The sequence below is a fragment of the Umezawaea tangerina genome, assembly GCF_003002815.1.
GTDB classification, from domain to species: Bacteria; Actinomycetota; Actinomycetes; order Mycobacteriales; family Pseudonocardiaceae; genus Umezawaea; species Umezawaea tangerina.
In genome coordinates, this window is sequence record NZ_PVTF01000012.1 from 121,987 (window position 1) to 148,422 (window position 26,436).

A 26,436-nucleotide genomic window follows, 5' to 3' on the forward strand; every position below is an offset into this window, starting at 1 on the left:
ACGAGGGCGTCAGACGTCGCCGGGCAGCACCACGACACCGAGCACACCGGGACCGGTGTGCGCACCGATCACAGCCCCCACCTCGGAGATCAGGCACCCGGACGAACCGGGGATCCGCTCGTCCAACCTGGTCGCCAGCTCGGCCGCCCGCTCCGGCGCGGCCAGGTGGTGCACGGCCAGCCCGACGGGCCCGTGGCCCGCGGCCAACGCCGCCAGGTCGACCAGCCTGCCGATCGCGCGGCTCATCGTGCGCACCTTCTCCAACGGCACGATGCGACCGTCCTCGACGTGCAGCACGGGCTTCACCGCCAACGCCGTGCCGACCAGCGCCGCGGTGGTCCCGATGCGACCACCACGCCGGAGGTGGTCCAGCGTCTCCACGCAGAAGTACGCCCGCAAACGCTTGGCAACCCCAGTGGCCGCGGCCTCCACGTCCTCCGCGGACCCTCCCGCCGCCGAGGACGCGCACGCGGACAGCACCGCGAACCCGAGCCCCATCCCGGTGGCCCGCGAGTCCACGACGCGGATCCGGGCGGGATCCACCTCCTCCGCGGCCAGCCGCGCGGCCTCCCAGGTCCCCGACAGCTCGCGGGACAGGTGCACCGATACGACCGACTCGGCACCCTCGTCGAGCACGGCCCGGTAGACGTCCGCCAACTCCCCCGGAGTCGGCCGCGACGTGGTCACCCGGCGGTGCTCGCCGAGTGCCGCGGCCAGCTCGGCCGGTCCGAAGTCCAAGCCGTCCAACCGGCTGCGGCCGTCCACCGCCACGTGCAACGGCACCACGCGGATGTGGTGGCGCTCGGCGAACCCCTCCGGCAGGTACGCCGTCGAGTCGGTGACAACGGTGGTGGGCACGAGTGCGGACACTACGGCTCTCACCCCGTCGTGTGGCTGACCGCCACGGACCTGATGAGATCCGCCATCGCGGAGCCCACCAGCTCGTGGCCCTCCCACCCCCAGTGCATGCCGTCCGGGTTGCCGCGCCCCGACCGCACGTGGTCGCCGACCACCGCGGCGACGTCCAGCAGCGGCACGCCCACGCGCGCACCCCACTCGCGCACGGCACGCGCCGCGGCGGGACGGCCTGTGTGGACACCGCCGTACGCGGCGGCGCGGTGCACGGACGGCACCATCCCGAACGGGAGGATGCCCGGTTCCAATGCGTGCACGGCGTGCACGGAGTCGTCGAGGTACCGCACGGTGAGGTGCGGCGGCAGCGCGACCGGGTGGCCGCCCAGGAGGCGGGCCAACGCGGGCTGGGCGGCCTTGTACCCGGTCCGCGCCCACCGGCGCAGACCGTCGGGCCGCAGGTACCGCAGCCCCTGCCGCAGGTAGGTCGGCAGGGGCGAGGGCAGCGTGTCCATGTGCCCCACCGCGAGCACGAGGACGTCCGTGCGCGGCAGCAGCGACCACACGCGGGGGTCGCCCGTCAGCGACCACCAGGCGTCCCGCGCGGTCCACCCGAACCCGGCCGCCAGCTCCGCGTGCCCGCCCAGCGCCTTGGCGGCCAGGTTGGGCCACAGACCGGGGTGGTCGGCGGGCAGCGGACCGTCGGGACCGTGGAACGCCAGCGAGTCGGCCAGGACCAGCAGTCTCAACGAGTGGTTCCGGCGTTGTAGGACGACAGCCGCCACCGGCCGTCGCCGCCCGGCCTGCGGGTGAACACCGTCCAGTGGCAGTTGCCGATGCCGCCGAACAGCGACCACGACTCGACCGGCAGGTCCAGGAGCCTGCCGGTCAGCGCGGTGATCAGGCCGCCGTGCGCGCAGAGCATCACGGTGCCGGAGAACTCGCGGTCGACCTCGGCGACGACCTCGGCCGCGCGGTCCGCGACCTCGATCCGGGACTCGCCGTCCGGCGGCGCGACCGTGGGGTCGGCGCGCCACTGGTCGATCGAGCCCGGCCACTCGACCTCGACCTCCTCGCTGGTGAGCCCCTGCCACTTGCCCAGGTTGGTCTCGCGCAGCCGTTCGTCGATCCGCAGCGGGATGCCGACGGCGTCGGTGAACACCGTCGCGGTGTTCGTCGCCCGCCGCAGATCGGACGCGACCACCAGCTCGGGGGCGAACCCGGTGAGCACGGGCACCGCGAACCTGGCCTGGTTCCACCCCGTCTCGGTCAACGCCGAGTCGAGGTGGCCCTGCCAGCGTCCCGTGGCGTTGTAGTCCGTCTCACCGTGCCGCCACAGCACGAGCCGGTTCAAGGTCATCGGGTGCTCACGCCTCCGCCGTCTCGTCCTCGGCGGGGGCGTCCGCGGACGCCTCGAACTCGATCTGCGGGCAGTCCTTCCACAGCCGCTCCAGGCCGTAGAAGCTGCGCTCCTCGACGTGCTGCACGTGCACCACGACGTCGACGAAGTCGAGCAGCACCCAGCGGCCCTCGCGGGCTCCTTCGCGGCGCACCGGCTTGCGGCCGGCCTCCCGCATCTTGTCCTCGATGTTGTCCACGATCGCGCCGACCAACCGCTCGTTGGGAGCGGAGGCGATCACGAAGCAGTCCGTGATCACGAGCTGGTCGGACACGTCGAGCACGATCACATCGTGCGCCTTCTTCTCGTCCGCCGCGCTAGCGGCGACCAGCGCCAACCGTCGTGCCTCGTCGGTGGCTGCCACATCTCTCCTCACCAGCGACCCGTGGATCCGGGTCGTACATCAATTCGATGCGCGCGGATACGCCCGCACGAGTTAATGAGGGTACCGGCGAGCGGACCTAGTCCGGCACCGAGTAGAGCCCGCGCTTGGAGATGTACTGCACGACACCGTCCGGGACGAGGTACCAGACGGGCATGCCGGAGGCCGTGCGCGCCCGGCAGGCGGTCGAGGAGATGGCCATGGCGGGCACCTCCACGAGGGACACGGACCCCTCCGGCAGGTGCTGGCCGTTGAGCTCGTAACCCGGTCGGGTGACGCCGATGAAGTGCGCGAGGTGGAACACGTCGGCCGCCCGCCGCCACGACACGATCTGCTCCAGCGCGTCCGCGCCGGTGATGAAGAACAGGTCGGCGTCCGGGTGGGCGGCCTTCAGGTCGGTGAGGGTGTCCACCGTGTACGTGGGCCCGTCGCGGTCGATGTCGACCCTGCTGACCGAGAACCGCGGGTTCGACGCGGTCGCGATGACCGTCATCAGGTAGCGGTCCTCGGACGCGCTGACCACCCGCGACGTCTTCTGCCACGGTTCGCCGGTGGGGACGAAGATGACCTCGTCGAGGTCGAACCTCGCCTGCACCTCGCTGGCCGCGACCAGGTGACCGTGGTGCACCGGGTCGAAGGTGCCGCCCATGACCCCGAGTCTGCGCCGGTTCGACATGGCTGGGCAGCCTACGGTGCCGGCTCGCGGGTGGCCGTCCGCTCCCGTGGACGGCCACCCGCGTCGCACTGACTCCCCGTCCGCGGCCCTGGGGAGTGGGCCGCCTCCGGGCACCCGGCCCACCCCGAAGCGGAGCCGCGTGCACCGGAGGAACGACGACGGCCCGTGGCCATGACGCCGGTCGGGAGAACTTTTTTCACCGGTTCGGGATCACGGCTCCGGCGCGATCACCACTCCGTCACCGTCGCGCACCAGGATCGCCTCCATCGGGCAAGACTCGGCGGCGTCGGTCACGAGCTCGTCGGGTTCGACGAAGTCCTGCACGGCCGTCGACTTGCCGTTCTCCAGCCTGAAGTAGGCCGCCGCGCTGGACGCGCACATCCCGGTGCCGATGCACGCCTCGCGGTCGACCTGGACCTGCCACTTCGACATGGGACTACCACCTCACCAGGAGCTGGTCCGGACCGCGCACCAGCCTGCCCTTGCGGAACGGCACCTCGTCGGCGGGGACCGCGAGCTCCAGCGTCGGGAACCGGCGCAGCAGCGTGCCGATGCCGACCTGCAGCTCCATCCGGGCCAGCGGGGCGCCGATGCAGTGGTGCACACCGTGCCCGAAGGCCACGTGGGCGTTGTTCTCCCGGTGGAAGTCGATCTCGCCGGGGCGGTCGAACACCGCCGGGTCGCGGTTGCCCGCCTGGCCGATGAACACCGCGTCACCCGCCTTGACCGTCACGCCGCTCAGCTCGACGTCCTCGACGGCGATCCGGGGGAAGCCCGCCGAGCCGCCCAGGGGCGTGATGCGCAACAGCTCCTCCACCGCGGCCGGGACCAGGTCGGGGTCCGCGCGCAGCTCGGCCAGCCGCTCGGGGTGGGTGAGCAGCTGGTAGGTGAAGTTGCCCAGCTGGTTGGCCGTGGTCTCGTGCCCCGCGACCAGCAGCGTGACGCCGAAGTTGACCAGCTCTTCCTCGGACAGCCGGTCGCCCTCGTCGCGAGCCGTGACGAGGGTGCCCAGGACGTCCTCGGTCGGCGACTTGCGGCGTTCGGCCACCAGCCCGGCGATGTAGTCCTGGAGGCTCTCGAACGCCGAGGTGATCTCCTCGGGCGTGAACGCCGTGATCGCCAACGCGCGGTCCGACCAGTTCCGGAACTCGCCGCGGTCCTCGTAGGGGACGCCGAGCAGCTCGCAGATGATCGTGATCGGCAGCGGCATGTTCAGCGCCTCGACGAGGTCCGCGGGCGCGCCCTTGGCCTCCACGTCGTCCAGCAGGCCGTCCACGAGGTCCTGGGCGCGTTCCCGCAGCTGCTCGACGCGGCGCATGGTGAAGCCCTTGGCCACCAGCTTGCGCAGCCTGCCGTGCTCCGGCGGGTCCATGTTCAGGATCGACGGCCTGCTCATGATCGCGGGCGACGCCCTCGGCACGTCGCGGCCGACCACCGCGGCCCGGCTGAAGCGCAGGTCGCCCAGCACGGTCCTCACGTCGTCGTACTTGGTGAGCAGCCACGCGTCACCGCCGTAGGGCAGGCGGACCCTCGACACGGGCTCCGTCTCCCGCAGCTGCTCGTACGTCGGGTCGAGGTCCAGCCGGACGGCTTCGCCGAAGGGGTAGCTCCTCGGCTGTTGACTCGTCGTCATGCCCCCGCACTCCTCCCAAAGCGCTCATGTAATCAAGTGATTACATATTTCGACGATAGACTTCCACTCACGCTCCGTCAACGAACGACTACCACTTCACCGGAAGGGTCAACGGCCCGCGGACCAGCCGGCCGCGCTTGAACTCGACGTCCTCGACGGGCACGGCCAGCTCCAGCGTCGGGAACCGGCGGAACAGCGTGCCGATGGCGACCTGCAGCTCCATCCGCGCCAGCGGAGCGCCCAGGCAGTGGTGCACGCCGTGCCCGAAGGCGATGTGGGGGTTCACCCCGCGTTGGAAGTCGATCTTCTCCGGGGTATCGAACACCGACGGGTCGCGGTTGGCCGCGGCCATGCTGACCAGCACGGTCTCCCCCGCGCGCACCGTGACGCCGCCGATCTCGACGTCCTCCAGCGCCACCCGCGGCAACGCGACCATCGCGGCCAGCGGGATCGCCCGCGCGAGCTCCTCGACGGCGGGCCGCAGCAGGTCCGGGTCCTCCACCAGCGACCGCAGCAGCGTGGGCTGCTCGAACAGCGTGTAGATCGCGTTGCCGAGCAGGTTCGCGGTCGTCTCGTGGCCCGCGACCAGCAGCGTCACGCCGAAGACGACCAGCTCCTCCTCGGACAGCCGGTCCTCCTCGTCGTGCGCCTCCACCAGCGCGCCGAGCATGTCGTCGGACGGGGTGCGGCGGCGTTGCGCGACCATCCCCGCGATGTACCCCTTGAGGCTGTCCAGCGCCGCCCGGATCTCCTCCGCGGTGGACACGCCGAACCCGAGCAGCACGTCGGTCCAGCCCTGGAACTCGCCCCGCTCCCCCTCGGGCACGCCGAGCATGTCGCAGATGAGCGTGATCGGCAGCGGCATGTTCAGCGTCGACACGAGGTCCGCGGGCGGCCCCTGCGCCTCGATGTCGTCGAGCGCCGCGTCCACGACCTCCTGCGCGCGCACCCGCAGCTGCTCGACCCGGCGGGTGGTGAACGCCTTCGCGACCAGCTTGCGCAGCCTGCCGTGCTCCGGCGGGTCCATCGCCAGGATGTTCGGGTTCTCCAGCACCGGCGACGTCCTCGGCACGTCCTTGCCCACCGTCGCCCACCGGCTGAACCTCGGGTCGGCCAGGACCATCCTGACCTCCTGGTAGCCGGTGGCGAGCCAGCCCTCGCCGCCGAACGGCATGCGCACCCAGGAGACCGGCTCGGTCCGCTGGAGCCGCAGGTAGGTGGGGTCCAGGCGCAGTCGGTCGGCCTCGCTGAAGGGGTAGGTCGTGGTCATCGCACGCTCCTCGGGCAAATATGTAAGCACCTGCTTACATATTTCGAGCCTAGAGATGCCCGCTACGGACCGTCAACGGACCGTCTCTTTAGGTGCTACTGCTCCGTGCGCTCGAGCAGCGTGCAGGCCGCCCCCAGGACCAGGCGGATGACTTCCTCGGTGTCCGCGCGGCGCAGGACGTCCCGGTGCGCGCTCGCGCGCAGCATGCTGATGCCGACCACCCAGCCGAGCACCAGCTCGGCCCGCAGCTCGCCGTTCTCGGCATCGGTCAACGTGCTCAGGGCGCGCACGTAGTCGTCGCCCAGCTCCTCGCGGATCCCGGCGGCGGCGTTGTCCATGCCGCCGGGCTGCAACGCGGTGAACAGCAGGTGGTTGGCCTGCCGGGGCCCCGTCTCCAGCAGCCGCCGCAGCACCCCTTCCAGCAGCCGCCCCGCGGAGTCGTCGAGCAGCTCACGGCCCTGCCCGGCCATCACCGAGGCGTACAGGGCGTCCTTGCTGCCGAAGTACCGGAACAGCAGCGCCTGGTTCACGCCCGCCCGCGCGGCGATGTCGCGGACGGTCGTGTGGTCGAAGCCGCGCTCGGCGAACAGCGCCGTCGCGGCGTCCAGGAGCGCGGCACGGGTGGCCGCCGAGTCGCGGCGACGGGGTTCGGCGGTCACGACGTCGGCCGGACGTGCCCCTCGCCCCAGACGACCCACTTGGTCGAGGTGAGCTCGGCCAGCCCCATCGGGCCGCGGGCGTGCAGCTTCTGGGTGGAGATGCCGATCTCGGCGCCCATGCCGAACTCGGCGCCGTCGGTGAACCCGGTCGAGGCGTTCACCATCACCGCCGCCGCGTCCACCCGCGTGGTGAACCGACGGGCGGCCTTCACGTCCGAGGTCACGATCGCCTCGGTGTGGCCGGTGCCGTGCTCGTTGATGTGCGCGATGGCCTCGTCGAGGGTGCCGACGACCTTGGCCGCGATGTCGAGGGACAGGTACTCGGTGTCCCAGTCCTCGTCCGTCGCGGCCACGACCTCGGTGCCGGACAGGCCGGCGAACACCGGGTCCGCGTGCACGGTGACGCCCGCGGCGTGCAGCGCCTCGGCGATGCGCGGCACGAACACGTCCGCGATGTCGGCGTGCACCAGCAGCGACTCCGCGGAGTTGCACACGCTGGTGCGGCGGGTCTTGGAGTTGAGCACGATCGCCTCGGCGTCGTCGAGGTCCGCCGCGGCGTCCACGTACACGTGCACGTTGCCGACGCCGGTCTCGATCGTGGGCACGGTGGCGTTCGCGACGACGGTGGAGATCAGGCCAGCACCGCCGCGCGGGATCACCAGGTCGACCAGGCCTCGCGCGGTGATCAGGTAGTTGACCGACGCCCGGTCCTGGCACGGCAGCAGCTGCACGCAGTCCGCGGGCAGGCCGACCGCCTCCAGCGCGTCGCGCAGCACGGCGACCAGCGCGGTGTTGGAGTTCTCCGCCGACGAGGACCCGCGCAGCAGCGCCGCGTTGCCGGACTTCAGCGCCAGACCGGCCGCGTCGACGGTCACGTTCGGACGGGCCTCGTAGACCATGCCGACCACGCCGAGCGGGACGCGCACCTGGCGCATCTCCAGGCCGTTGGGCAGCAGGCCGCCGCGCAGCACCTCGCCCACCGGGTCGGCCAGGCCCGCCACGGTCAGCAGGCCCTCGGCGACGCCGTCGATGCGCTGCTCGGACAGTGCCAGGCGGTCGAGCATGTTCTCCGTCAGCCCGGCGGCGCGACCGGCCTCCAGGTCCGCGGTGTTCGCCTTGAGGATCTCCTCGGACCGCTCGCGCAGCGCGGCGGCCATCTCGCGCAGCGCGGCGTCCTTGCGCTCACGGGTCGCCAGCACCAGGTCCTCGGCGGCGACACGGGCCCGGCGGGCGGCGGCGTGCACCTCTTCGCGCAGTTCAGCGGTCACGTCCTCAAGCTTAGGACCAGTCGGGCGGTCCTCGCGCCGCGGTATCCCGGATGCTGAACGCGGTTTTTGTCGGTGGGACCTGTCATGGTGTGGGCATGGACGAACTCGCCCTCCGGGAGCTGGCCGACGAGCGACTGCGGGCCCTCGCGGGTCCCGGAGCCGTGCTGCGCGACGACCAGTGGACCGCGATCCACGCGCTGGTGGCGGAGCGCAGGCGCGCGCTGGTGGTGCAGCGCACAGGATGGGGCAAGTCGGCGGTGTACTTCATCGCGACCGCGTTGCTGCGCGAGCTGGGCGAGGGGCCGACGGTGATCGTGTCGCCGCTGCTCGCGCTGATGCGCAACCAGGTCGAGGCGGCGGCGCGGGCGGGCGTGCACGCGATGACCATCAACTCCGCGAACACCGACGAGTGGCAGCACGTGCAGGACTCCGTGGCGGCGGGCGACGTCGACGTGCTGCTGGTGTCGCCGGAGCGGTTGAACAACCCCGACTTCCGGGACAACGTGCTGCCGTCGCTGACCGCGTCGGCCGGGCTGCTCGTGGTGGACGAGGCGCACTGCATCTCGGACTGGGGCCACGACTTCCGGCCGGACTACCGGCGGCTGCGGACGCTGTTGACGGAGCTGCCGTCCGGGGTGCCGGTGCTCGCGACGACGGCGACGGCGAACGACCGGGTGGTGCGCGACGTGGCCGAGCAGCTGGGGCTCGGCTCGGGGTCGGACGCGCTGGTGCTGCGCGGGCCGCTGGACCGGGAGAGCCTGCGGCTGGCGGCGGTGCGGCTGCCGACGGCCGAGGCGCGGCTGGCGTGGCTCGGCGAGCGGCTGGCGCAGCTGCCGGGGTCGGGGATCATCTACGCGCTGACCGTGGCGGCGGCGGACGACGTGGCGGCGTTCCTGCGGGAGCGCGGGTACGAGGTGACGGCGTACTCGGGACGGACGGACCCGACGGAGCGGCAGCGGTCCGAGGAGGACCTGCTGGCGAACCGGGTGAAGGCGCTGGTGGCGACCTCCGCGCTGGGCATGGGGTTCGACAAGCCCGACCTGGGGTTCGTGGTGCACCTCGGCGCGCCCCCCTCCCCCATCGCGTACTACCAGCAGATCGGCCGTGCGGGCCGTGGCGTCGAACGGGCCGACGTGCTGCTGCTGCCGGGCCCGGAGGACAAGGACATCTGGGCGTACTTCGCGTCGCTGGCGTTCCCGCCGGAACGGGTGGTGCGGCAGGTGCTCGCGGCGTTGGCGGACGCCGGGCGGGTGTTGTCGACGGCCGCGTTGGAGCCGATGGTCGAGCTGTCGCGCAACCGGCTCGAGGTGGTGCTGAAGGTGCTCGACGTCGACGGCGCGGTGAAGCGGGTGCGCGGCGGGTGGGAGTCGACGGGGCAGGAGTGGTCCTACGACGCGGAGCGGTACGACCGCATCGGCGAGGCCCGGCAGGTCGAGCAGCAGGCGATGCTGGACTACCTGGGCACGTCCGGCTGCCGGATGGAGTTCCTGCTGCGGCAACTCGACGACCCGAGCGCGAAGCCCTGCGGGCGGTGCGACAACTGCACCGGCGAACGTGTTTCCGCCGAGGTGTCGTCGGGAGCGGCCACGGTCGCGCGCGAACGGCTGATGCGGCCGGGCGTGGACGTGGCGCCGCGCAAGCTGTGGCCGAGCGGGATGGCGGCGCTCGGCGTGCCGTTGTCGGGCAAGATCGCCGCGGGCGAGTCGGCGGAGGCCGGGCGGGCGTTGGGGCGGCTGACCGACATCGGGTGGGGCAACAGGCTGCGGGCGCTGTTCGCGGCCGACGACCAGCCGATCCCGGACGACGTGTTCCAGGCCTGCGTGAAGGTGCTGAGCTCGTGGGGCTGGGCGGAACGGCCGGTCGGGGTGGTGACCGTGGGATCGCGGAGCAGGCCGTCGCTGGTGGGGAGCTTCGGTGAGCGCATCTCGGAGATCGGGAGGCTGCCGTTGCTGGGGCAGGTGTGGGTGGGAGAGGCGACGCACCGGGCGAACAGCGCTCAGCGGTTGGCGGGACTGTGGAACGGGGTGCGGGTGCCGGATCTGTCCGATGTGGACGGGCCGGTGCTGTTGATCGATGATCGGATCGATACGGGGTGGACTATGACTGTGGCGGGGAGGGCGTTGAGGAAGGCGGGGGCGGGGGCGGTGTTGCCGTTTGCTTTGGCGGTGACGACGTAGGGGGCACCCCGGTCGCCGAGTGTTCTATGGTTGCCGCCCCTTGTCAAGACGATAGGGCTGTCTTGACAAGGGGCGGCAACCATAGAGATGGCTTCTTGTCGGGGTGCGTGGGGGAAGGGTGGGTTTCGGGGGCATCAGGCTGCGCCTGACAGGGCATCCTCGGCTTCGCCGTTGGACCAGGCATCCTTGCTGCGCTGCGGACAAGGCCCCAGGCGCTCCGCGCCGGATGCGCGCTGGCGGGCTGCGCCCGACGACGGATCCTCGGCTGCGCCATCGGACACTGCATCCTCGGCTTCGCCGTTGGACAGGGAAGGCATCCTCGCTGCGCGTCGGACACTGCATCCTCGGCTGCGCCGTCGGACAGGGCATCGGCTGGCGCCGAGTGGGCAGTCTTGCTTCGCTTCGGACCATGCGGTGGGGCGCTTCGCGCCGGATGCGAGGTTGCGGGCTTTGCCCGCTCCACTCGGTGGTCTCGGGCGGATCTGGTGGTGTCGGCTGAATGGGGGTGGGTGGTGTTGGAGCAGCGGTTGGTTGGTGGGTTTGTGAACGAGGTTGTGCGTGTTGGGGACACGGTGCGCAGGGCGGGGGTGGGTGGGTTTGCGCATCGGGTGTTGGAGCACTTGGAGGGGTGGGGTGGTGCGCCGCGGTTGTTGGGGGTGGATTCGCGGGGGCGGGAGGTGTTGGAGTTTTTGGATGGGCATGTGGCGTGGGAGCGCGAGCAGCCTGGCGCGGTGGGGTCGGAGGAGAGTCTTGCGGTGGTTGCGCGGTTGGTGCGTGAGTTCCACGATTTGACCGTGGGGCTGGCAGGCGAAGCGGAAGTGGTTTGTCACAACGATCTTTCGCCCAAGAACACGGTCTACCGGGATTTGGGCGAGGGGTTGAGGCCGGTGGCGTTCATCGATTGGGACGGGGCGGCGCCGGGTCGGCGGGTGCAGGACGTGGCGCATGTGTGTTGGCAGTACACGGGGATGGGGCCCGGTGCGGAGGTCGGGGTGGTGGCGCGGGGGATTCGGGTGATCTGCGAGGCGTACGGGCTTGATGACCGGGGTGAGCTGGTGGACACGATCCTGTGGTGGCAGGACCGGTGTTGGCGCGGGATCGTCGCGGATGAGGGGCCGGCCGGGGTGCGGTTGCGGGCGGCGGGGGTGGTGGAGGGGGTTCAGGAGACGTACGCGTGGGTGGTGGAGCACCGGGGTGAGTTGGAGCCGGGGTGATCGGGCAGACCTGAGTTGGTCGTGAGGGATCCCAAGAGCCGGCACAGCGAAGCGGTGGTGAGCGGGAGCCTGGTCAGTGGGGCTGGGCTGTGGGATGGTCCGAAGATGGTGGAGGTGGCGGGGCAGAGGCATCGGCTTCCGGTTCGGAAGCTGATCGCGGCGAGCATCGGGAACGCGATCGAGTGGTACGACTGGACGATCTACGCGACGTTCAGCATCTACTTCGCGACGGCGATCTTCCCCTCCGGCAACGCGGAGCTGGCGTTGATCAACACGTTGGCGACCTACGCGCTGGCGTTCTTCTTCCGGCCGCTGGGCGGGTACCTGCTGGGGCGGTTCGCGGATCTGCGCGGGCGGAAGACGGCGATGATCCTGACGATCGGGCTGATGGCGGGCGGGTCCACGGCGATCGCGGTGTTGCCGACCTACGAACAGGTGGGGCGGTTGGCGCCGGTCCTGCTGCTGCTGGCGAGGATCGCGCAGGGGTTGTCGTTGGGCGGGGAGGTGTCCAACGCGTCGGCGTACCTGGCGGAGATCGCGCCGCCCGAACGGCGGGGGCGCTACTCGTCGTTCTTCTACATCTCCACGGGGACGGCGGTGCTGGTGGCGTCGCTGATCGGGTTCACGTTGGCGCGGACGATGGACAAGGCGCAGCTCGGGTCGTTCGGGTGGCGGATCCCGTTCCTGGTGGGTGGCGTGCTGGGACTGGTGGGGCTGTGGTTGAGGCGCAGCCTGGCGGAGACGGAGCAGTTCGAGCAGAACAAGGTGAAGGCCGAGGCGCTCAAGCGGCCGCTGACGACGACGCTGCGGGAGCACCCGAAGGCCGTGGGGCGGCTGGTGGGCTTCAGCATGCTGTCGACCCTTTGCTACTACACGTTCTTCTCCGCGCTGACGCCGTTCGCGGTGAAGAACCGGGGCGTGGACGCGGTGGACGTGTTCCTGGCGCTCTCGATCGCGACGACCCTGTTCATCGCGTTGCAGTACCCGATGGGCGCGTTGTCGGACCGGGTCGGGCGCAAGCCGCAACTGCTGGTGTGGTCGGCGGCCACGGCCGTGCTGATCGTGCCGCTGTCGTCGTTGATCAAGCCGGGCCTGACGGGGCCGTTGGTCGTGTTCTGCGTCGGGTTGGGGCTCTACACGATGATGACGTCGATCGCGCCGGCGGCGATGAGCGAGCTGTTCCCGACCGAGCTGCGCGGACTCGGCATCGGCGCCTGGTACAACCTCACGGTGGCGCTGTTCGGCGGCACGGCACCGCTGGTGATCGCCGCGCTGGCCAACCGGGGGCTGTCGGACGTGTACTTCTACTACGTGGCGGCGGGTGCGACGGTCGCGTTCCTGGTGATCCTCACCCTGCCGGAGACCAAGGGGTCAGAGCTGCGCTGAGCGCAGGCCGGTGAACACGACCGCGAGCGTGCGCTCGCGGAGGTCGGCGTCCCAGCCGGAGTGCAGCGCGCCCTGACTGGTGGCGGCGAGCAGGGCCATCACCTCGTCGAGCCGCACGCCCGGCCGGACCACGCCCGCGGCCTGCGCCTGGTCGAGCAGGATGCCGACGGCCTCGCGCAGCAGCTGGAGCTGGTCGGAGACCCGGATGTCGATGCCGAGCAGCTCGACGACGGTCTTGCGGGACGCCGCGCGCTCGACCAGGTGGGCGAAGAAGGTGAACAGCGACGTGGCCGGATCCCCTTGGCGAACAAGGGACTCGACCTCCTCGGCCAGTTCGCGGACGAGCTCCTTCATGAGCGCGGACAGCAGGTCGTTCTTGGTCGGGAAGTGCCGGAAGACGGTGCCGATGGCCACGCCCGCCTTGGCCGCGACCTCCTCGGTCGACGCGGACGCGCCCTTCGAGGCGAAGACCTCGTCGGCGGCGGCCAGGATGCGTGCCCGGTTCCGCTGGGCATCCGCGCGCATCGAACATCCCTTCGTTGACAACCTGAGTCATGACTCATTATCGTCCAAGTTGAGTCTTCGCTCACCTTACTGGAGGGTCTTGATGAACGCACGAGAGGTCTACGCGTCGATGAGCCGGGGGTGGCTCGACCCGGCGGTCCTGGACGACCTGTGGGCCGACGACGTCGTCGTGGAGACGCCGTTCGCCGCGCCGGGCAGGCCGAAGCGGATCGAGGGGCGGGACGCGTTCCTCTCGCTCGCCAAGGCGGGCCGCGAGGCGATGCCCGTGCGGCTGGTGGACCACCGCGAGGTGGCGATCCACGAGACCACCGACCCCGACGTGATCGTCGTCGAGTACGAGCTGGTGGGTGAGTCGACGGTCACCGGCAGGCAGAGCGCGGCGTCGTTCATCGGGGTGTTGCGGGTGCGCGACGGCAAGATCGCGCACTGGCGCGAGTACCAGGACACGATGGGCATGGCCGCCGCGCTGGCGGGCTGAGCCTCGACCACGCCCTCGCGGACGAGCGTCGAACATCGCCTCCACGGACCGAGCGCCGAACACCGCGTTAGCGGGCCGAGCGCCGGACACCGGCCTCGTGGGCCAAGGCTCGAACACCACTCTCGCAGGCCGGGTGTCGGGCGCGGGCTTCGCCGGGCCGGGTGTCGAACACAGCCTCTGGTGGCGTGCTTGGGGCCGGCATCGTCTGCGGGGCATGGCATCGGATGTCACCTGCGGGTCGGGCGTTGACCACGGCCAAGGCGAGCTGCCCGGCGGAGGACGGCGCAGGTCGGGAACGGCGGGGCCGTTCGACTGGGCTCAGGAGCGGTGCAGGGCGACCAGGTCGTCGGCGTGCACGACCTCGCGGCGCTGTTCCGCGGGTAGTTCGTGGCTGGATCGGCCGATCAACCCCGGCAGCTCGGTGGCGTCGTAGGCCACCACTCCCCTGGCCACGACCTGGCCCGCCGTGTCGGCGAGCTCGACCACGTCACCGGCCTCGAACGCGCCCTCGACGGCGGTGATGCCGGCGGCCAGCAGGGATCGCCTGCGGCCGACCACGGCGGAGACGGCGCCGTCGTCGAGGATGAGCTTCCCGGTCGCGTCGGCGGCGTAGCCGAGCCAGAAGCGGCGCGCGGTCAGCCGGGACCCGGTGGCGGCGAACGCCGTACCCACGTCGGTGGGCCCCAGTGCCCGCGCCGCGTCACCGGAACCGGCCAGCAGGACCGGGATGCCCGCGGACGCCGCCAGGGTCGCCGCGGCCAGCTTGGAGGCCATGCCGCCGGTACCCAGCGCGCCGCCGGTGCCCGCGCGAACGCCGTCCACGTCGTCCGGGCCGCCGACCTCGGTGATCCGGCGGGCCTCGGCCAGCCGGGGGTCACCGTCGTACAGGGCGTCCACGTCGGAGAGGAGGAACAGCGCGTCGGCGCCGATCAGGTGCGCCACCAGGGCCGCGAGCCGGTCGTTGTCGCCGAACCGGATCTCCTCGGTGGCCACGGTGTCGTTCTCGTTCACCACCGGCACCACGCCCAGCGCGAGCAGGCGCGAGAACGTGCGCTGCGCGTTGCGGTAGTGCGAACGCCGCACCACGTCGTCCGCGGTCAACAGGACTTGCCCGACGGTCAACGAGTAGCGGCCGAACGAGTTGCCGTAGGCGTGGGCCAGTGCCAGCTGGCCCACGCTGGCGGCGGCCTGCTGGGTCGCCAGGTCCTTCGGACGGCGGGTCAGCCCCAACGGGGCCAGGCCCGCGGCGATGGCACCCGAGGAGACGAGCACGATCTGGCTCCCCGCGGCCCGGCGGGCGGCGAGCGCGTCCACCAGTGCGTCCAGCCGGGCCGGGTCGAGCCCGCCCTCGGCCGTCGTCAGCGAGGAGGACCCGACCTTCACGACAACCCTGGTGGCCGAAGCGACCGCCTTGCGGGCCAACGAGACCTCCACGCTGCCGATCATCACTCCTCGAAGTCGTCCTCGTCGTACACACCGGGCAGCCGGCGGGCCTTCTTGAGCGCCTTGCGCTCGTGCGCGCCGATCCGGTCGTTGCTCTCCAGCCGCAGGTCCGTGCCGCGACCGGTCATGGTCATCGCGATACCGGCGGGCGTCGACGGCTCCCAGTCGAACACCAGGTCGCCGATCGTGACCTGGGCGCCGGGCACCGCACCGCGCTTGACCAGCACCTCTTCGACGCCCATCCGGGCGAGGCGGTCCGCCAGGTAGCCGACGGCCTCGTCGTTGGAGAAGTCCGTCTGCCGGATCCAGCGCTCGGGGCGGTCGCCCTTGACGATGAAGCCGCCCTCGGTGTCCGGGTCGTCCACGACGGTGAAGCCGTCGTCGTCCACGGCGGTCGGCCGCAGCACGATCCGGGTGGACTCCTGCTTCGGCTTGGTGGCGCGGTACTCCTCGACGACGGCGCCAAGGGCGTAGGTCAGCTCGCGCAGGCCCTCTCGGGTCGCGGTCGAGATCTCCAGCACCTGAAGGCCGCGCGCCTCGATGTCCGCGCGCACCAGCTCCGCCAGCTCACGGGCCTCGGGCACGTCGATCTTGTTCAGCACCACCAGCCGCGGCCGGTCGCTCAGGTCGCCGCCCAGCGAGGGGGTGTACTTCGCGAGCTCCTCCTCGAGCGCGTCGATGTCCGACAACGGGTCGCGGCCCGACTCGAACGTCGCGCAGTCGACGACGTGCACGAGGACCGCGCAGCGCTCGATGTGGCGCAGGAAGTCCAGGCCCAGGCCCTTGCCCTCGCTGGCGCCGGGGATCAGGCCGGGGACGTCCGCCATGGTGAAGACGGTGGCGCCCGCGGTGATCACACCGAGGTTCGGGACCAGCGTGGTGAACGGGTAGTCGGCGATCTTCGGCTTGGCCTCGGAGAGGACCGAGATCAGCGACGACTTGCCCGCCGACGGGAACCCGAGCAGGCCGACGTCCGCGACGGACTTCAGCTCCAGGACGAAGTCGCCGAACTCGCCGGGCTCGCCGAGCAGCGCGAAACCGGGCGCCTTGCGGGCCTTCGACGCGAGCTGCGCGTTGCCCAGGCCGCCGCGGCCGCCGCGCGCGGCGATCATCCGGGTGCCCTCGCCGACGAGGTCGGCGACGACCTTGCCGTCCTCGGTGAGGACCACGGTGCCGTCCGGCACGCGCAGCTCGAGGTTCTCGCCGTTCGCGCCGTCGCGGTTGGCGCCCTGGCCCTGCTTGCCGTTGGTGGCGGAGGCGTTCGGGCGGAAGTGGAAGTCCAGCAGCGTGTGCACGTTGGAGTCGACGACCAGGACGACGTCGCCGCCCTTGCCGCCGTTGCCGCCGTCAGGACCGCCCAGCGGCTTGAACTTCTCCCGGTGCACCGACGCGCAACCGTTGCCACCCTCGCCAGCGGCTACGTGGATAACCACCCGGTCGACGAATCGGGACACGGGAACTCACTTCCAAAGGACTAGACGAAGCAAAAAAGGGGGGTCAAACGCCGAGCGCCGTGTGTCCGCGTTGGCGGACACACGGCGCTCGGGGGAACCAGGTCGGTTACGCGGCGACCTTGGCCTCGACCGGCACGATGTTGACGGTCTTGCGACCGCGCTTCGTGCCGAACTCGACCGCGCCGGGGGCGAGGGCGAACAGCGTGTCGTCCTTGCCGCGGCCGACGTTCACACCGGGGTGGAACTTGGTGCCGCGCTGGCGGATCAGGATCTCGCCGGCCTTGACGACCTGACCACCGAACCGCTTGACACCCAGGTACTGGGCGTTGGAGTCGCGGCCGTTACGGGAGCTGGATGCACCCTTTTTGTGTGCCATGGCTAGTCAGGTCCTCACTTACCGGTGATGCCGGTAACCTCGACGCGGGTCAGCTTCTGACGGTGACCCTGCCGCTTGTGGTAGCCGGTCTTGTTCTTGAACTTGTGGATGCGGATCTTGGGACCCTTGGTCTGCTCGACGACCTTGCCGGTCACCAAGAACTTCCCGAGGGCCTCAGCGTCTGCGGTGACGTCAGTGCCGTCCACGACGAGTAGCGCCGGGAAAGTGAACTCAGTGCCCGGGGCGCCCTCGAGCTTCTCGACCTCGACGACGTCGCCGACAGCCACCTTGTACTGCTTGCCGCCAGTCTTGACGATCGCGTACATCAGGACGGAAGTCTCCTGCTACTCGACGGTGACGGGGCCGCGCGCGCCCAGGCTTTCGTGAATCACCATTACGTGAGTCAGAGTCGCCGGGCTACACACGACAGGGCCCACCGGACGGCGGGCCGTGTACCAGGTTACGTGGGTATGCACGGCGAGGTCAAACTGGGGTGTGGGTAGTCCGATTCCCCTGGTCAGCAGCGGAAACGGGGACACCGCGACGTACGGATCCGACGGCTTTCGCACGCCTTCCGCGAGCCGCCGGATGTGCCCGACGCCACACTCCCCCGCCAACGCCGAGGGCCCGCACCGGTATCGGCACGGGCCCTCGGCGGACGAGCGACGTCAGCCCTCGGTCACGCCCACGGGCGGGCCCGCGGGACGGGTCGCCGCACGACGCGACGTCCGGCGCCGGGGCGCGATCACGGTCGGCGGTTCCGGCTCGGACTGCTCCGGCGCCGCGTGGCCGTTCAGCGCCTGCTGCGGCGCGACGGCCTCAGCCTGCGCGACGACCGGAGCCTCAACCGGTGCAACGACCTCGACAACCGCTGGAGCCTCGACAGCAGCCGCCACGACAGTCTCAGAAGCATCACCTACGGGCTCCTGGGTCTGCTGCTTCGCGGCACCCGCGTCCCGGCGCGCCCGGCGCCGCTCCCGGTTGCGGTCGCGCCGGTCGCGCTTCGCACCGTCCTGAGCGGACTGGGCGTCCTGGTCCAGCAGCACCGCGGGCTCGGTGGTGTCCACGACCAGGTCGCCGACCGGCTCGTCCGAAGTGGACGGAGCGGGCCGGGTCGCCTGCGCGGGCTGCACCGGGGGCGCGGTCTCGACGACCTCGGCCACGGGCTCGTCCACGACGGCCGGGGCCTCGGTGTGCTCGCCGCCGTCGCCGCCACCGCGGTTGCGCTGGCGGGACTTCCGGCTCGGCTGCTGCTGGGTCTGCTGCTGCTGGGGAGCGCTGGGGGCCGTGGCGGGCGCGCCGCCGCCACCGTGCGAGTGCACGGGGTCGGTGGACACGACGACGCCGCGACCGCGGCAGTGCTCGCACGTGGTGCTGAACGCCTCGAGCAGACCGGTGCCGACCCGCTTGCGGGTCATCTGCACCAGGCCGAGCGAGGTGACCTCGGCGACCTGGTGGCGGGTGCGGTCCCGGCCGAGGCACTCGGTCAGGCGGCGCAGCACCAGGTCGCGGTTCGACTCCAGCACCATGTCGATGAAGTCGATGACGATGATGCCGCCGATGTCGCGCAACCGGAGCTGGCGGACGATCTCCTCCGCCGACTCCAGGTTGTTCCGGGTCACCGTCTCCTCGAGGTTGCCACCCGATCCGGTGAACTTGCCGGTGTTGACGTCGATGACCGTCATCGCCTCGGTGCGGTCGATGACCAGGTAGCCGCCCGAGGGCAGCCAGACCTTGCGGTCGAGCGCCTTGAGCAGCTGCTCGTCGATGCGGTGCTCGACGAACGCGTCCGAGCTGCCGATGTGCTTGCGCAGCCGGTCCTGGAGGTCGGGTGCCACGTGGCGGACGTAGGAGTCGATCGTCTCCCACGCGTCCGCGCCCTGGACGATCAGCGCGGAGAAGTCCTCGGTGAACAGGTCGCGGACGACCTTCACCAGCAGGTCCGGCTCTTCGTAGAGCAGCTGCGGCGCCTGCGCCTTGGGCGTGGCGGCCTTGTCCTTGATGACCTGCCACTGCGCCTGCAGGCGGGTGACGTCGCGGCCCAGCTCCTCCTCGGCGATGCCCTCCGACGCGGTGCGGATGATCACACCGGCGTCCTCGGGGACGACTCGCTTGAGGATGTCCTTGAGGCGCTTGCGCTCGTTGTCCGGCAGCTTGCGGCTGATGCCGGTCGCGCCGCCGCCGGGCACGTACACCAGGAAGCGGCCGGGCAGGCTGATCTGGGTGGTCAGGCGGGCGCCCTTGTGGCCGACCGGGTCCTTGGTGACCTGGACGAGCACGCTGTCGCCGCTGGAGAGGGCCTGCTCGATCTTGCGGGACTTGCCCTCGAGACCGGCGGCGTCCCAGTCGACCTCACCGGCGTACAGCACGGCGTTGCGGCCGCGGCCGATGTCGATGAACGCGGCCTCCATGCTCGGGAGCACGTTCTGCACCCGGCCGAGGTAGACGTTGCCGACCAGCGAGCCGGTGCCGGACGAGGTCACGAAGTGCTCCACGAGGACACCGTCCTCCAGGACACCGATCTGGGTGCGGTCGCCGCGCTCGCGGACGACCATGGTGCGCTCGACGGCCTCCCGGCGGGCCAGGAACTCGGCCTCCGAGAGCACCGGCACGCGGCGGCGACCGGCCTCGCGACCGTCGCGGCGGCGCTGGCGCTTGGCCTCCAGGCGGGTCGAGCCCCGGATGCTGCGCACCTCGCTCTGCGCGGCCTCGGAGTCGGCCTTGTCGTCGCGCGCGTCGCGGGTCTCCCGGACCTCGCGGACGTGCACGACCGTGTTCGGCGGGTCGTCCTCGGTGATCGCGGGCTCGTCCTCGGCGCCGGTCTTGCGGCGACGACGGCGACGGCGACGACGGCTGCCGCCGTCCGTCCCCTCATCCGACCCCTGGTCGTCCTGGTCGGCCGACGCCTCGGCGTCGTCCTCCTCGGACTCCTCGGTGCCCTCGCCGTCCTCACCGGTGTCCTCGGCGCCCTTGCCACGACCGCGGCCACGACGGCCACGACGGCGGCGGCGACGGCTGTCGCTGTCCTCACCGGACTGGTCGTCGTCGCCCTCCTGCTGGTCAGCGGCGTCGTCGTGCTGGTCGTCCGCGTCGTCGTAGCGGTCGGCGGGCTCCTCCTCGACGACCGGCTTGGCCCGACCGCGGCCCCGCTTGGGCGCGGGCTCCTCGTCCTGGGCGGGCGCCGGCGCGGCGGGCGAGAGGAACACCGCGGACGGCGGCGCGAACAGCGGGGTGAGGGCGGCCAGGTCCCTGACCTGCCTCGCCGGGACCGCGGGCTCCTCGTGCACCTCGACGTCGACCTCACCGGAGACGACGTCGTCCCAGTTCAGCAGGCTCTCGGCGACCTTCAGCGCGATGTCCCGGCTCACGCTGGACTGGACCCCGCGCACCGTCTCGCCCAGGTCGGCGAGCGCGGCCACGACGTCCTTGCTGCTGGCACCCAGCAGCTTCGCCAGCGCGTGCACCCTGAGCTTGGCGGGCAGATCCGCCAGCTCCGGGTGTGCGGATGTGACGTTATCCCCGCCGGGGTTACCGGCAGGCTTGTCCGTGTTCGACATGCAGCTCCTCCGCCCCCGGGCGCGTCTAGTCGAAGACGCGGCCGCGCAGGGGCCTCTCTAGTCCACTCTCCGCCGCGGCTGGCGGCGGGAATCCTTGCCAACGCCGACCGGTATCCGTGCTCTTCGAGCACGGGCGCACAGCCGGCAGGTCCTTCGACGACGCCCTTAGCGGCGCTCCTGCTCCCCGGCCACCGGCTCGGACTCCGCCACCCTGTCCGGGGCCAGCGGGTCTACCAGTCCACCATCGTCGTCGAGCCGTCCCTGCGCCATCCGGGTCGCCTTCGCGGGCACCGGCGGAGCCAGGTCGGCGACGACGCGGAGCGCGCTCAGCACGTCATCGGGTCGCACGGTAGGCGTTGTCTGCCGTACGACCGTCACGAGTATCCCACACGGCTGTGACAAATCAGGCCCATCGTGGCCTGCGTCGCTCGATTGGTCCTCGACCAGGGCCGACACCACGGCCGGGCGGACGTCCAAGATCCGCTTCCCGTCCTTGGTCGCGCGCTCCACCTGGACCGACTCCGCGGCCATCAGCGCGGCTACGGCGACCCGAAGCTCGTCGGGCGACACGCCGGGCAGCTCGACCCGCCAGGAGCTCGCCTCGATGCGCTCGGTGAGGTTCCCACCGGTCGAGACGACGACCTCCAGCACGTCCAGCCCCGGCGGCAGCGCCTCGTCCAGGACGAGCCGCAGCTTCTCCAGGTCCACGAGCCGGACGACCTGGAACTCCACGTACTCGGCCTCGCTGGCGACCCCGGTCGGCGAGGCGCCGATCCAGGACACCTTCGGACGGGGGCTGAACCCCTGCGAGTACGCCATCGGCACCCCGGCGCGCCGGAGGGCGCGTTCGAAGCTGCGCGCCACGTCGCGGTGCGAGGTGAAGCGCAGCCTCCCGCGCTTGGCGTAGCGCAACCGGAGCTTCTGCACCGGCGGGGCCGACGGGTTGTTGGGCTGCTGCTGGCGGCTCAGTGCTGCTCCTCGGTGCGTGGCGGGGGTGGTGGCACCCCAACGGCCCAGGCTGCTACTCCAGCAGGACGGTACCGTGGTGGGGTTCGGGCCGTTGAGGTTGTCTGGTCACGCGCACGTGGTTACCGTCCGCCTACAACGGTCACCCGGCGCCGTCGAACGCAGTACGCCCAGCCATGGAGGTCCCCCGTGCCTCTGCTCCGCCGCGCCCGAGCGGTCGCGGTCAGCGCAGTGCTGCTCGTCAGCGGTAGCCAGGTGGCCTCCGCCGCCGTCTCCGCGCAGGCCGAGCAGTCCTCCACCCCGATCGCCGCGTGCACGCAGCCGGGCCCGGTGCTGCGCTACCTCGTGGTGTTCGACGAGGGCACCAGCCAGCCGCTGGCCGAGGCGGAGATAACGGCGTCGTGCGGCACGCCGCTCGTGTACTACCCGCAGATCGGCGTGGCCGTGGCGACCTCGCCGGACCCGTCGTTCGGCAGGCGGATGGGACCCGACCGGGCGTACAGCGCGCAGGCGGAGGCGATCTCCAAGCACACCGGCGCGGTCGTGCGGAAGAAGGTCGACGAGACCGAGATGGGCAAGGCCTCCCGCACCGGCGCCGTGGACCGCACCGTCGAGCAGTGGGACATGGACCTGATCAGGGCCGCCGAGGCGCACGCCGTGAACAACGGCAGCCGCGACGTCGTCGTGGGCGTCCTCGACTCCGGCATCGACCCCAACCACCCCGACCTCGTCGGGGCGCTCGACCCCGGCCTGTCCGCGGGCTGCGCGACCGGCAAGGCCGACACGTCGGTGGCGGCCTGGTCCCCGACCACCTCGGCGCACGGCACCCACGTGGCGGGCACCATCGCCGCCGCCGACGACGGCCGCGGCACCACCGGCGTCGCACCGGGCGTGCGGATCGCGTCGGTGAAGGTCGTGGACGACGACGGGTACATCTACCCGGAGTACGCGGTGTGCGGCTTCATGTGGTCGGCCGTGCACGGCATGACCATCACGAACAACAGCTACTTCATCGACCCGTGGGTCTTCACCTGCCAGAACCAGGTCGGCCAGAAGGTCGTCTACGAGGCCGTGCGCCGCGCCGTCGAGTACGCGTCGGGCCGCGGCGTGCTGACCGTCGCCGCCGCGGGCAACGGCGCCACCGACCTGAGCAAGCCCGGCCGCGACTCGCAGAGCCCGACCAACGCCGAGGAGGTCAGGCCGCGCGCCCTCGACAACACCTGCCTCGTCCTGCCCGCCCAGCTGCGGTCGGTCGTGGCCGTGTCGTCGGTCGGCGCGGACAAGGTCAAGGCGGGCTACAGCTCGTACGGCCTGGGCGCGGTCGACCTCACGGCCCCCGGCGGCGACCGCAAGCAGGTGCCCGAGGGCAAGACCGACGGCTGCGTGCTGTCCACGGTCCCCGCCGGCTACGACTACTCCTGCGGCACGTCCATGGCGACCCCGCACGTGTCGGGCGTGGCGGCGCTGCTGGCGTCGGTGCACCCGGAGGCCACCGCGCCGGAGCTGAGCCGGATGCTGAACGTGCAGTCGGAGACGCTGCCCTGCCCGGCGGACTACGACCTGAACGGGACCGGCGCGCAGGACGCGTACTGCACGGGGTACTCGGAGTACAACGGGTTCTACGGCCACGGGCTGGTCGACGCCCTCACCGCCGTGACGAAGTAGGGCTGCCCGGAACGGGGGTCCCCGGGTCGGGAGGCCCCCCCGACGCACACGGTACGCGTGGGGTACGACAGTTCCGGTGGCGCACAAGGGGTGGGAGCGCTCCCAAGAACCTGGTCTACTCCTGTCCCCGGTGTTGGCTCAGCGCCTCCGCCAGGTCCGTGCGCCCGGTGATCCCCAGTTTCCGGTAGGCCCCCGACAGGTGCAGCTCCACCGTGCGGCGGGTCAGGAACAGCGCCTCCGCGATCTGCCGGTTGGTCAGCCCCTGCGCCGCCATCCCGGCCACCCTGGTCTCCTGCTTGGTGAGCCCGTGCACGGTGCCCTCGGCCGTGACGGGCTCGCAGGCGCGCAGCTCGTCGCCCGCCAGCCGGATCAGCGGCTGCGACTCGCACTTCGCGCTCAGCTCCACGGCCCGGCGCAGGTGCGGGATGGCGCGATCCGGCTGCCCACGCCTGCGGAGCTGGGCCCCCAGCTCGAAGAACGCCTCGGCGAGCGTCAGCTTGGCGGTCGACTCGGACAGGAACTCGGTCGCCTTGAGCAGCGCCCTGGTGGCCGCGTCCTCGTCGTCGGCACTCAGACCGACCGACAGCAGCGCGGTGCCGAGCGACCGGGGAGTCCCCCACTGCCGGGCCATCTCGTGGTCTTCCTTCGCCAGCGCCGCGGCGGGTTCGCGCTGCCCCTGGGCCAGGTAGGCCCGGACCGCGAGGGCGCGCCACGGGATCACGGCGGGGCTGTCGACGGCGGAGGCCTCGAGGCGGCGGCCGCATTCGAGGAGGTCCGCGAGGGCGCCCGACGGGTCGTCCAGGGCCAGCTTGAGCTTGCCCCGCGAGTACAGCACGAGGTTGTGCTGGAACAGCTCGGGCAGCTCGCCCGCGAAACCGCTGCGCGCCAACAGGTCCCGCGCCTCGTCGGCGCGGCCGAGGTCGACGAGCACCTCGGTGAGCCTGGCGGCGCAGAGGATGGCCATCGGGCAGTCGCGCACGGCGTCGAGCTCCTCGAACAGCCGCATCTGCCACTTGAGGAACGTCTTCGCCCTGATCAGCTCGCCGGACGCGAGGAAGTCCATGCCGTGCGCCAGGGACACGACGGTTCCCTTGCGCAGGTGGAAGTCGTGGGGCTCCTCGGTGCTGCCGATCATCCGCCGGAACTTGTCCGACAGCTCCGGCGCGTCGACGAGGAAGCAGGTGGAGAGCGTGAACACGAAGGGCTGCACGAAGACGTCGGTGCGCTCGCCCGCGAGCGCCTGGTCGGCCCACTTCACGGCCTCCAGCGCCGAGTCGCCGCGCAGCGCGTGGCCGAGCGACATGATCACCGCGTGCAGCTGGCGCAGCCGGGGGTCGTCGGGCTGCTCGGACTCCAGGTCGTCGGTGAACAGGCTGGCGCGCAACGCCAGGCCGAGGTCGTTGCCCGCCGCGGCGAGGTAGCACATGGCGCGCAGCTCCCAGAACTCGTCCTTCTCCTGGGAGCTGAGCCGGGACTGGACCTGGAGGCCGATGGAGAGCGCGAGGCGGGCCTCGTGCGCGGTGCACGACCGCAGCAGCATCGTCACGGCCTGGCCGACGGCCGAGCGGACGTCGTCGGCGTGCGCGAGCGCCTCGCGCAGCCGCGCCATGCCCTTCACCGAGTCGCCGAGGAACTCCGCGTGCACCAGCTCGAGCTGCACGGCCAGCCGCTGGTCGGGGGTGAGGGGTTCGTCGAGCGCGCGTTCGAGGAGGTCGCGGGCCAGCTCCAGCCTGCGGTGATGGGCGGCGTCGCGAGCCGCGCGGCGCAGGACCTCCAGCCCCCACGGGATGCGGATGCCGCGCGCCTCCAGCAGGTGCCCCGCGACCTCCACGTCGGAGGAGCCGGCGTCGGCGAGCAGCCGGGCGGCGCGGGCGTGGTCCGCGGCGCGGGTCGCGACCGGCAGGTCGCCCAGCACCGAGTTGCGGACGAAGGGGTGCTGGAAGGACACGGTGTGGCTGTTGCAGAGGATCCGCAGGCGCACCAACGCGTCGATGCCGCGCAGCGCCTGGGCGTAGTCCACACCGGACATCGCGGCGACCATGTCCACGGTGGCCTCGTCGCCGAGGACGGCCACCGCGCGGACCAGCTCGGCGCAGCCGGGCAGCGGGCGCAGCCGGACGCGGAGCTGCTCGCCGATGTCGGCCGACGCCAGCTCGCGCACCTCGGCGGGCGTGACGGCGCCGATCTCGTCGCCGAAGTGCAGGCGCAGCGCGCCGAACATGGACTGCAGCAGGTAGGCGTTGCCGCAGGTGACCTCCAGGCAGGCCGCGGCGAGGTCGGCGTGCACCGGCGCGGAGATGTTGGCCCTGAGCAGTTCCGTGACGCCGTGGATGTCGAGTCCACCCAGGACGACGGTCTCCGCGCTGCACCCGGTCAGCTCCTGCAACGACACCTCGCGCGCGGGCGGGTGGCCGGTGGTCGAGCCGAGCAGGATCAGCACGGGCTGGTCGGTGATCCGGCGGCGGATGTAGGCCATGGACCGCATCGACCAGATGTCGGTGACGTGGATGTCGTCGATGATGATCAGCACCGGCCGCTGGTCCGCCGCCTGGCGGACCAACCGGTAGAACGCCTCCAGCGACGACACGCGGTCGGGGCGGAGGTCGACGCCCTCGCCGTCGAGGTCGTCGGCGAGCTGGCGGATCACACCGCCGTCGAGGTGCGTCTCCAGCCTGGCCCCGTGCCCGACGGCGACGGCGAACCCCATCGTCCTGGCCAGTTCGGCGGTGGCCTCCAGCAGGACGGACTTCCCTACGCCCAGCTCGCCGGTCATGGTGACAATCGCCGAGCGCCCCGCGGCCGCCTTCGCCAGCATGGTCCGCATCGTGCGCAGCTCGACCTCGCGACCGAGGCAGGCGGACTGGGCCGCGGGCACGAGCACGGGTCTGTGGACCACCCACGCGGGCACTGGGGATGTCACCTGGAGCTCCGATCTGCGGCGCCTGGCAGGGTGCACGCGAGGCCGTGGGAGCGGGGAGCACCACCGTATGGCATCTGTCCAGACCGGGCGTTCGCCTCGACCTTCGGTACCGAGAGCCGTGTCGGGGGCAGACCTG

23 protein-coding genes are annotated in these 26,436 nt (G+C 71.6%); 5 read left to right on the forward strand and 18 right to left on the reverse strand.

The genetic code is table 11. The features are described from left to right. Positions 1-9: 9 nt before the first annotated feature. The 10 genes from CLV43_RS34570 to CLV43_RS34615 form a co-directional block, all read right to left on the reverse strand. On the reverse strand, positions 10-858 hold the full coding sequence (locus tag CLV43_RS34570; protein ID WP_106193023.1) for a DegV family protein: 849 nt from the start codon (positions 856-858) through the stop codon (positions 10-12). Positions 859-878: 20 nt separating this feature from the next. Further along, a complete protein-coding gene (octT, locus tag CLV43_RS34575; RefSeq protein ID WP_170156146.1) occupies positions 879-1,601 on the reverse strand; it encodes a diglucosylglycerate octanoyltransferase in 723 nt (240 codons plus the stop codon). Continuing rightward, positions 1,598-2,212 carry a histidine phosphatase family protein gene (locus tag CLV43_RS34580; RefSeq protein ID WP_106192700.1) on the reverse strand — a complete coding sequence of 205 codons (615 nt, stop codon included), beginning with the start codon at positions 2,210-2,212 and terminating at the stop codon, positions 1,598-1,600. Before CLV43_RS34580 ends, octT begins: the two co-directional genes overlap by 4 nt. Positions 2,213-2,219: 7 nt before the next feature. Further along, complete coding sequence (gene rsfS, locus CLV43_RS34585; RefSeq protein ID WP_106192702.1) at positions 2,220-2,615, reverse strand: ribosome silencing factor; 396 nt, start codon at positions 2,613-2,615, stop codon at positions 2,220-2,222. 97 nt (positions 2,616-2,712) lie between these two features. Beyond that, complete coding sequence (nadD, locus tag CLV43_RS34590; RefSeq protein WP_106192704.1) at positions 2,713-3,309, reverse strand: nicotinate-nucleotide adenylyltransferase; 597 nt, start codon at positions 3,307-3,309, stop codon at positions 2,713-2,715. A gap of 210 nt (positions 3,310-3,519) precedes the next feature. Beyond that, positions 3,520-3,741, reverse strand: a complete 222-nt coding sequence (locus CLV43_RS34595; RefSeq protein ID WP_106192705.1) for a ferredoxin — start codon at positions 3,739-3,741, stop codon at positions 3,520-3,522. A 4-nt stretch (positions 3,742-3,745) separates the two neighbouring features. Beyond that, positions 3,746-4,942, reverse strand: coding sequence for a cytochrome P450 (locus CLV43_RS34600; RefSeq protein ID WP_106192707.1), 1,197 nt, complete (start codon positions 4,940-4,942; stop codon positions 3,746-3,748). Between the two features lie 88 nt (positions 4,943-5,030). Further along, complete coding sequence (locus CLV43_RS34605) at positions 5,031-6,212, reverse strand: cytochrome P450 (RefSeq protein ID WP_106192709.1); 1,182 nt, start codon at positions 6,210-6,212, stop codon at positions 5,031-5,033. 95 nt (positions 6,213-6,307) lie between these two features. Further along, a complete protein-coding gene (locus tag CLV43_RS34610) occupies positions 6,308-6,871 on the reverse strand; it encodes a TetR family transcriptional regulator (protein WP_106192710.1) in 564 nt (187 codons plus the stop codon). Continuing rightward, positions 6,868-8,139: a glutamate-5-semialdehyde dehydrogenase gene (locus tag CLV43_RS34615; protein WP_245887179.1), complete on the reverse strand. Its 1,272-nt coding sequence runs from the start codon at positions 8,137-8,139 to the stop codon at positions 6,868-6,870. Before CLV43_RS34615 ends, CLV43_RS34610 begins: the two co-directional genes overlap by 4 nt. A gap of 95 nt (positions 8,140-8,234) precedes the next feature. On the opposite strand from CLV43_RS34615, the gene CLV43_RS34620 reads away from it, so the two are divergent. The 3 genes from CLV43_RS34620 (at position 8,235) to CLV43_RS34630 (ending at position 12,916) form a co-directional block, all read left to right on the forward strand. Further along, positions 8,235-10,316, forward strand: a complete 2,082-nt coding sequence (locus tag CLV43_RS34620) for a RecQ family ATP-dependent DNA helicase (RefSeq protein WP_106192714.1) — start codon at positions 8,235-8,237, stop codon at positions 10,314-10,316. Positions 10,317-10,903: 587 nt separating this feature from the next. Further along, positions 10,904-11,530, forward strand: coding sequence for a phosphotransferase (locus CLV43_RS34625; RefSeq protein WP_281262191.1), 627 nt, complete (start codon positions 10,904-10,906; stop codon positions 11,528-11,530). Positions 11,531-11,635: 105 nt separating this feature from the next. After that, positions 11,636-12,916, forward strand: a complete 1,281-nt coding sequence (locus CLV43_RS34630; RefSeq protein ID WP_106192715.1) for an MFS transporter — start codon at positions 11,636-11,638, stop codon at positions 12,914-12,916. Here CLV43_RS34630 and CLV43_RS34635 read toward each other — a convergent pair. Next, the gene (locus CLV43_RS34635) at positions 12,902-13,441 is read right to left on the reverse strand and encodes a TetR/AcrR family transcriptional regulator (RefSeq protein WP_106192717.1); all 540 of its coding nucleotides are present in this window, start codon (positions 13,439-13,441) and stop codon (positions 12,902-12,904) included. The two genes, CLV43_RS34630 and CLV43_RS34635, sit on opposite strands and share 15 nt — an antisense overlap. An 82-nt stretch (positions 13,442-13,523) precedes the next feature. Here CLV43_RS34635 and CLV43_RS34640 point away from each other — a divergent pair, with 82 nt between their 5' ends. Next, positions 13,524-13,919, forward strand: a complete 396-nt coding sequence (locus tag CLV43_RS34640; RefSeq protein ID WP_106192719.1) for a nuclear transport factor 2 family protein — start codon at positions 13,524-13,526, stop codon at positions 13,917-13,919. Positions 13,920-14,237: 318 nt separating this feature from the next. Here the strand turns inward: CLV43_RS34640 and proB are convergent, their stop codons facing one another. The 6 genes from proB to CLV43_RS34670 form a co-directional block, all read right to left on the reverse strand. Further along, positions 14,238-15,365, reverse strand: a complete 1,128-nt coding sequence (gene proB, locus CLV43_RS34645; RefSeq protein ID WP_106192720.1) for a glutamate 5-kinase — start codon at positions 15,363-15,365, stop codon at positions 14,238-14,240. After that, positions 15,365-16,816, reverse strand: coding sequence for a GTPase ObgE (gene obgE / locus CLV43_RS34650; RefSeq protein WP_106192722.1), 1,452 nt, complete (start codon positions 16,814-16,816; stop codon positions 15,365-15,367). Before obgE ends, proB begins: the two co-directional genes overlap by 1 nt. 106 nt (positions 16,817-16,922) lie before the next feature. Beyond that, the gene (gene rpmA, locus CLV43_RS34655; protein WP_106192723.1) at positions 16,923-17,192 is read right to left on the reverse strand and encodes a 50S ribosomal protein L27; all 270 of its coding nucleotides are present in this window, start codon (positions 17,190-17,192) and stop codon (positions 16,923-16,925) included. A gap of 14 nt (positions 17,193-17,206) precedes the next feature. Further along, positions 17,207-17,518 (reverse strand): 50S ribosomal protein L21, encoded by a 312-nt coding sequence (gene rplU / locus CLV43_RS34660; protein ID WP_106192725.1) that lies wholly within the window; start codon positions 17,516-17,518, stop codon positions 17,207-17,209. A gap of 342 nt (positions 17,519-17,860) precedes the next feature. Then, positions 17,861-20,749 (reverse strand): translation initiation factor IF-2 N-terminal domain-containing protein, encoded by a 2,889-nt coding sequence (locus CLV43_RS34665; RefSeq protein ID WP_106192726.1) that lies wholly within the window; start codon positions 20,747-20,749, stop codon positions 17,861-17,863. A gap of 165 nt (positions 20,750-20,914) precedes the next feature. Further along, positions 20,915-21,676, reverse strand: a complete 762-nt coding sequence (locus tag CLV43_RS34670; RefSeq protein WP_106192727.1) for a TIGR03936 family radical SAM-associated protein — start codon at positions 21,674-21,676, stop codon at positions 20,915-20,917. A 228-nt stretch (positions 21,677-21,904) separates the two neighbouring features. Here CLV43_RS34670 and CLV43_RS34675 point away from each other — a divergent pair, with 228 nt between their 5' ends. Continuing rightward, positions 21,905-23,380, forward strand: coding sequence for a S8 family peptidase (locus CLV43_RS34675; protein ID WP_170156147.1), 1,476 nt, complete (start codon positions 21,905-21,907; stop codon positions 23,378-23,380). A gap of 115 nt (positions 23,381-23,495) precedes the next feature. Here CLV43_RS34675 and CLV43_RS34680 read toward each other — a convergent pair whose 3' ends face one another. Then, positions 23,496-26,300, reverse strand: a complete 2,805-nt coding sequence (locus CLV43_RS34680) for a LuxR C-terminal-related transcriptional regulator (RefSeq protein WP_146175011.1) — start codon at positions 26,298-26,300, stop codon at positions 23,496-23,498. Positions 26,301-26,436 lie beyond the last annotated feature (136 nt).

What these genes read in the sequence shown, in the direction of transcription:
- proB (WP_106192720.1), bottom strand. Translation starts at nt 15,365, where the DNA reads ATGATCGGCAGCGTGGAGGTCTCGTTGGCCCGCAAGGCGGTCGCTTCG.
- nadD (WP_106192704.1), bottom strand. Translation starts at nt 3,309, where the DNA reads ATGTCGAACCGGCGCAGACTCGGGGTCATGGGCGGCACCTTCGACCCG.
- CLV43_RS34665 (WP_106192726.1), bottom strand. Translation starts at nt 20,749, where the DNA reads ATGTCGAACACGGACAAGCCTGCCGGTAACCCCGGCGGGGATAACGTC.
- CLV43_RS34630 (WP_106192715.1), top strand. Translation starts at nt 11,636, where the DNA reads ATGGTGGAGGTGGCGGGGCAGAGGCATCGGCTTCCGGTTCGGAAGCTG.
- rplU (WP_106192725.1), bottom strand. Translation starts at nt 17,518, where the DNA reads ATGTACGCGATCGTCAAGACTGGCGGCAAGCAGTACAAGGTGGCTGTC.
- rpmA (WP_106192723.1), bottom strand. Translation starts at nt 17,192, where the DNA reads ATGGCACACAAAAAGGGTGCATCCAGCTCCCGTAACGGCCGCGACTCC.
- CLV43_RS34635 (WP_106192717.1), bottom strand. Translation starts at nt 13,441, where the DNA reads ATGCGCGCGGATGCCCAGCGGAACCGGGCACGCATCCTGGCCGCCGCC.
- CLV43_RS34605 (WP_106192709.1), bottom strand. Translation starts at nt 6,212, where the DNA reads ATGACCACGACCTACCCCTTCAGCGAGGCCGACCGACTGCGCCTGGAC.
- CLV43_RS34640 (WP_106192719.1), top strand. Translation starts at nt 13,524, where the DNA reads ATGAACGCACGAGAGGTCTACGCGTCGATGAGCCGGGGGTGGCTCGAC.
- CLV43_RS34620 (WP_106192714.1), top strand. Translation starts at nt 8,235, where the DNA reads ATGGACGAACTCGCCCTCCGGGAGCTGGCCGACGAGCGACTGCGGGCC.
- CLV43_RS34595 (WP_106192705.1), bottom strand. Translation starts at nt 3,741, where the DNA reads ATGTCGAAGTGGCAGGTCCAGGTCGACCGCGAGGCGTGCATCGGCACC.
- CLV43_RS34580 (WP_106192700.1), bottom strand. Translation starts at nt 2,212, where the DNA reads ATGACCTTGAACCGGCTCGTGCTGTGGCGGCACGGTGAGACGGACTAC.
- CLV43_RS34600 (WP_106192707.1), bottom strand. Translation starts at nt 4,942, where the DNA reads ATGACGACGAGTCAACAGCCGAGGAGCTACCCCTTCGGCGAAGCCGTC.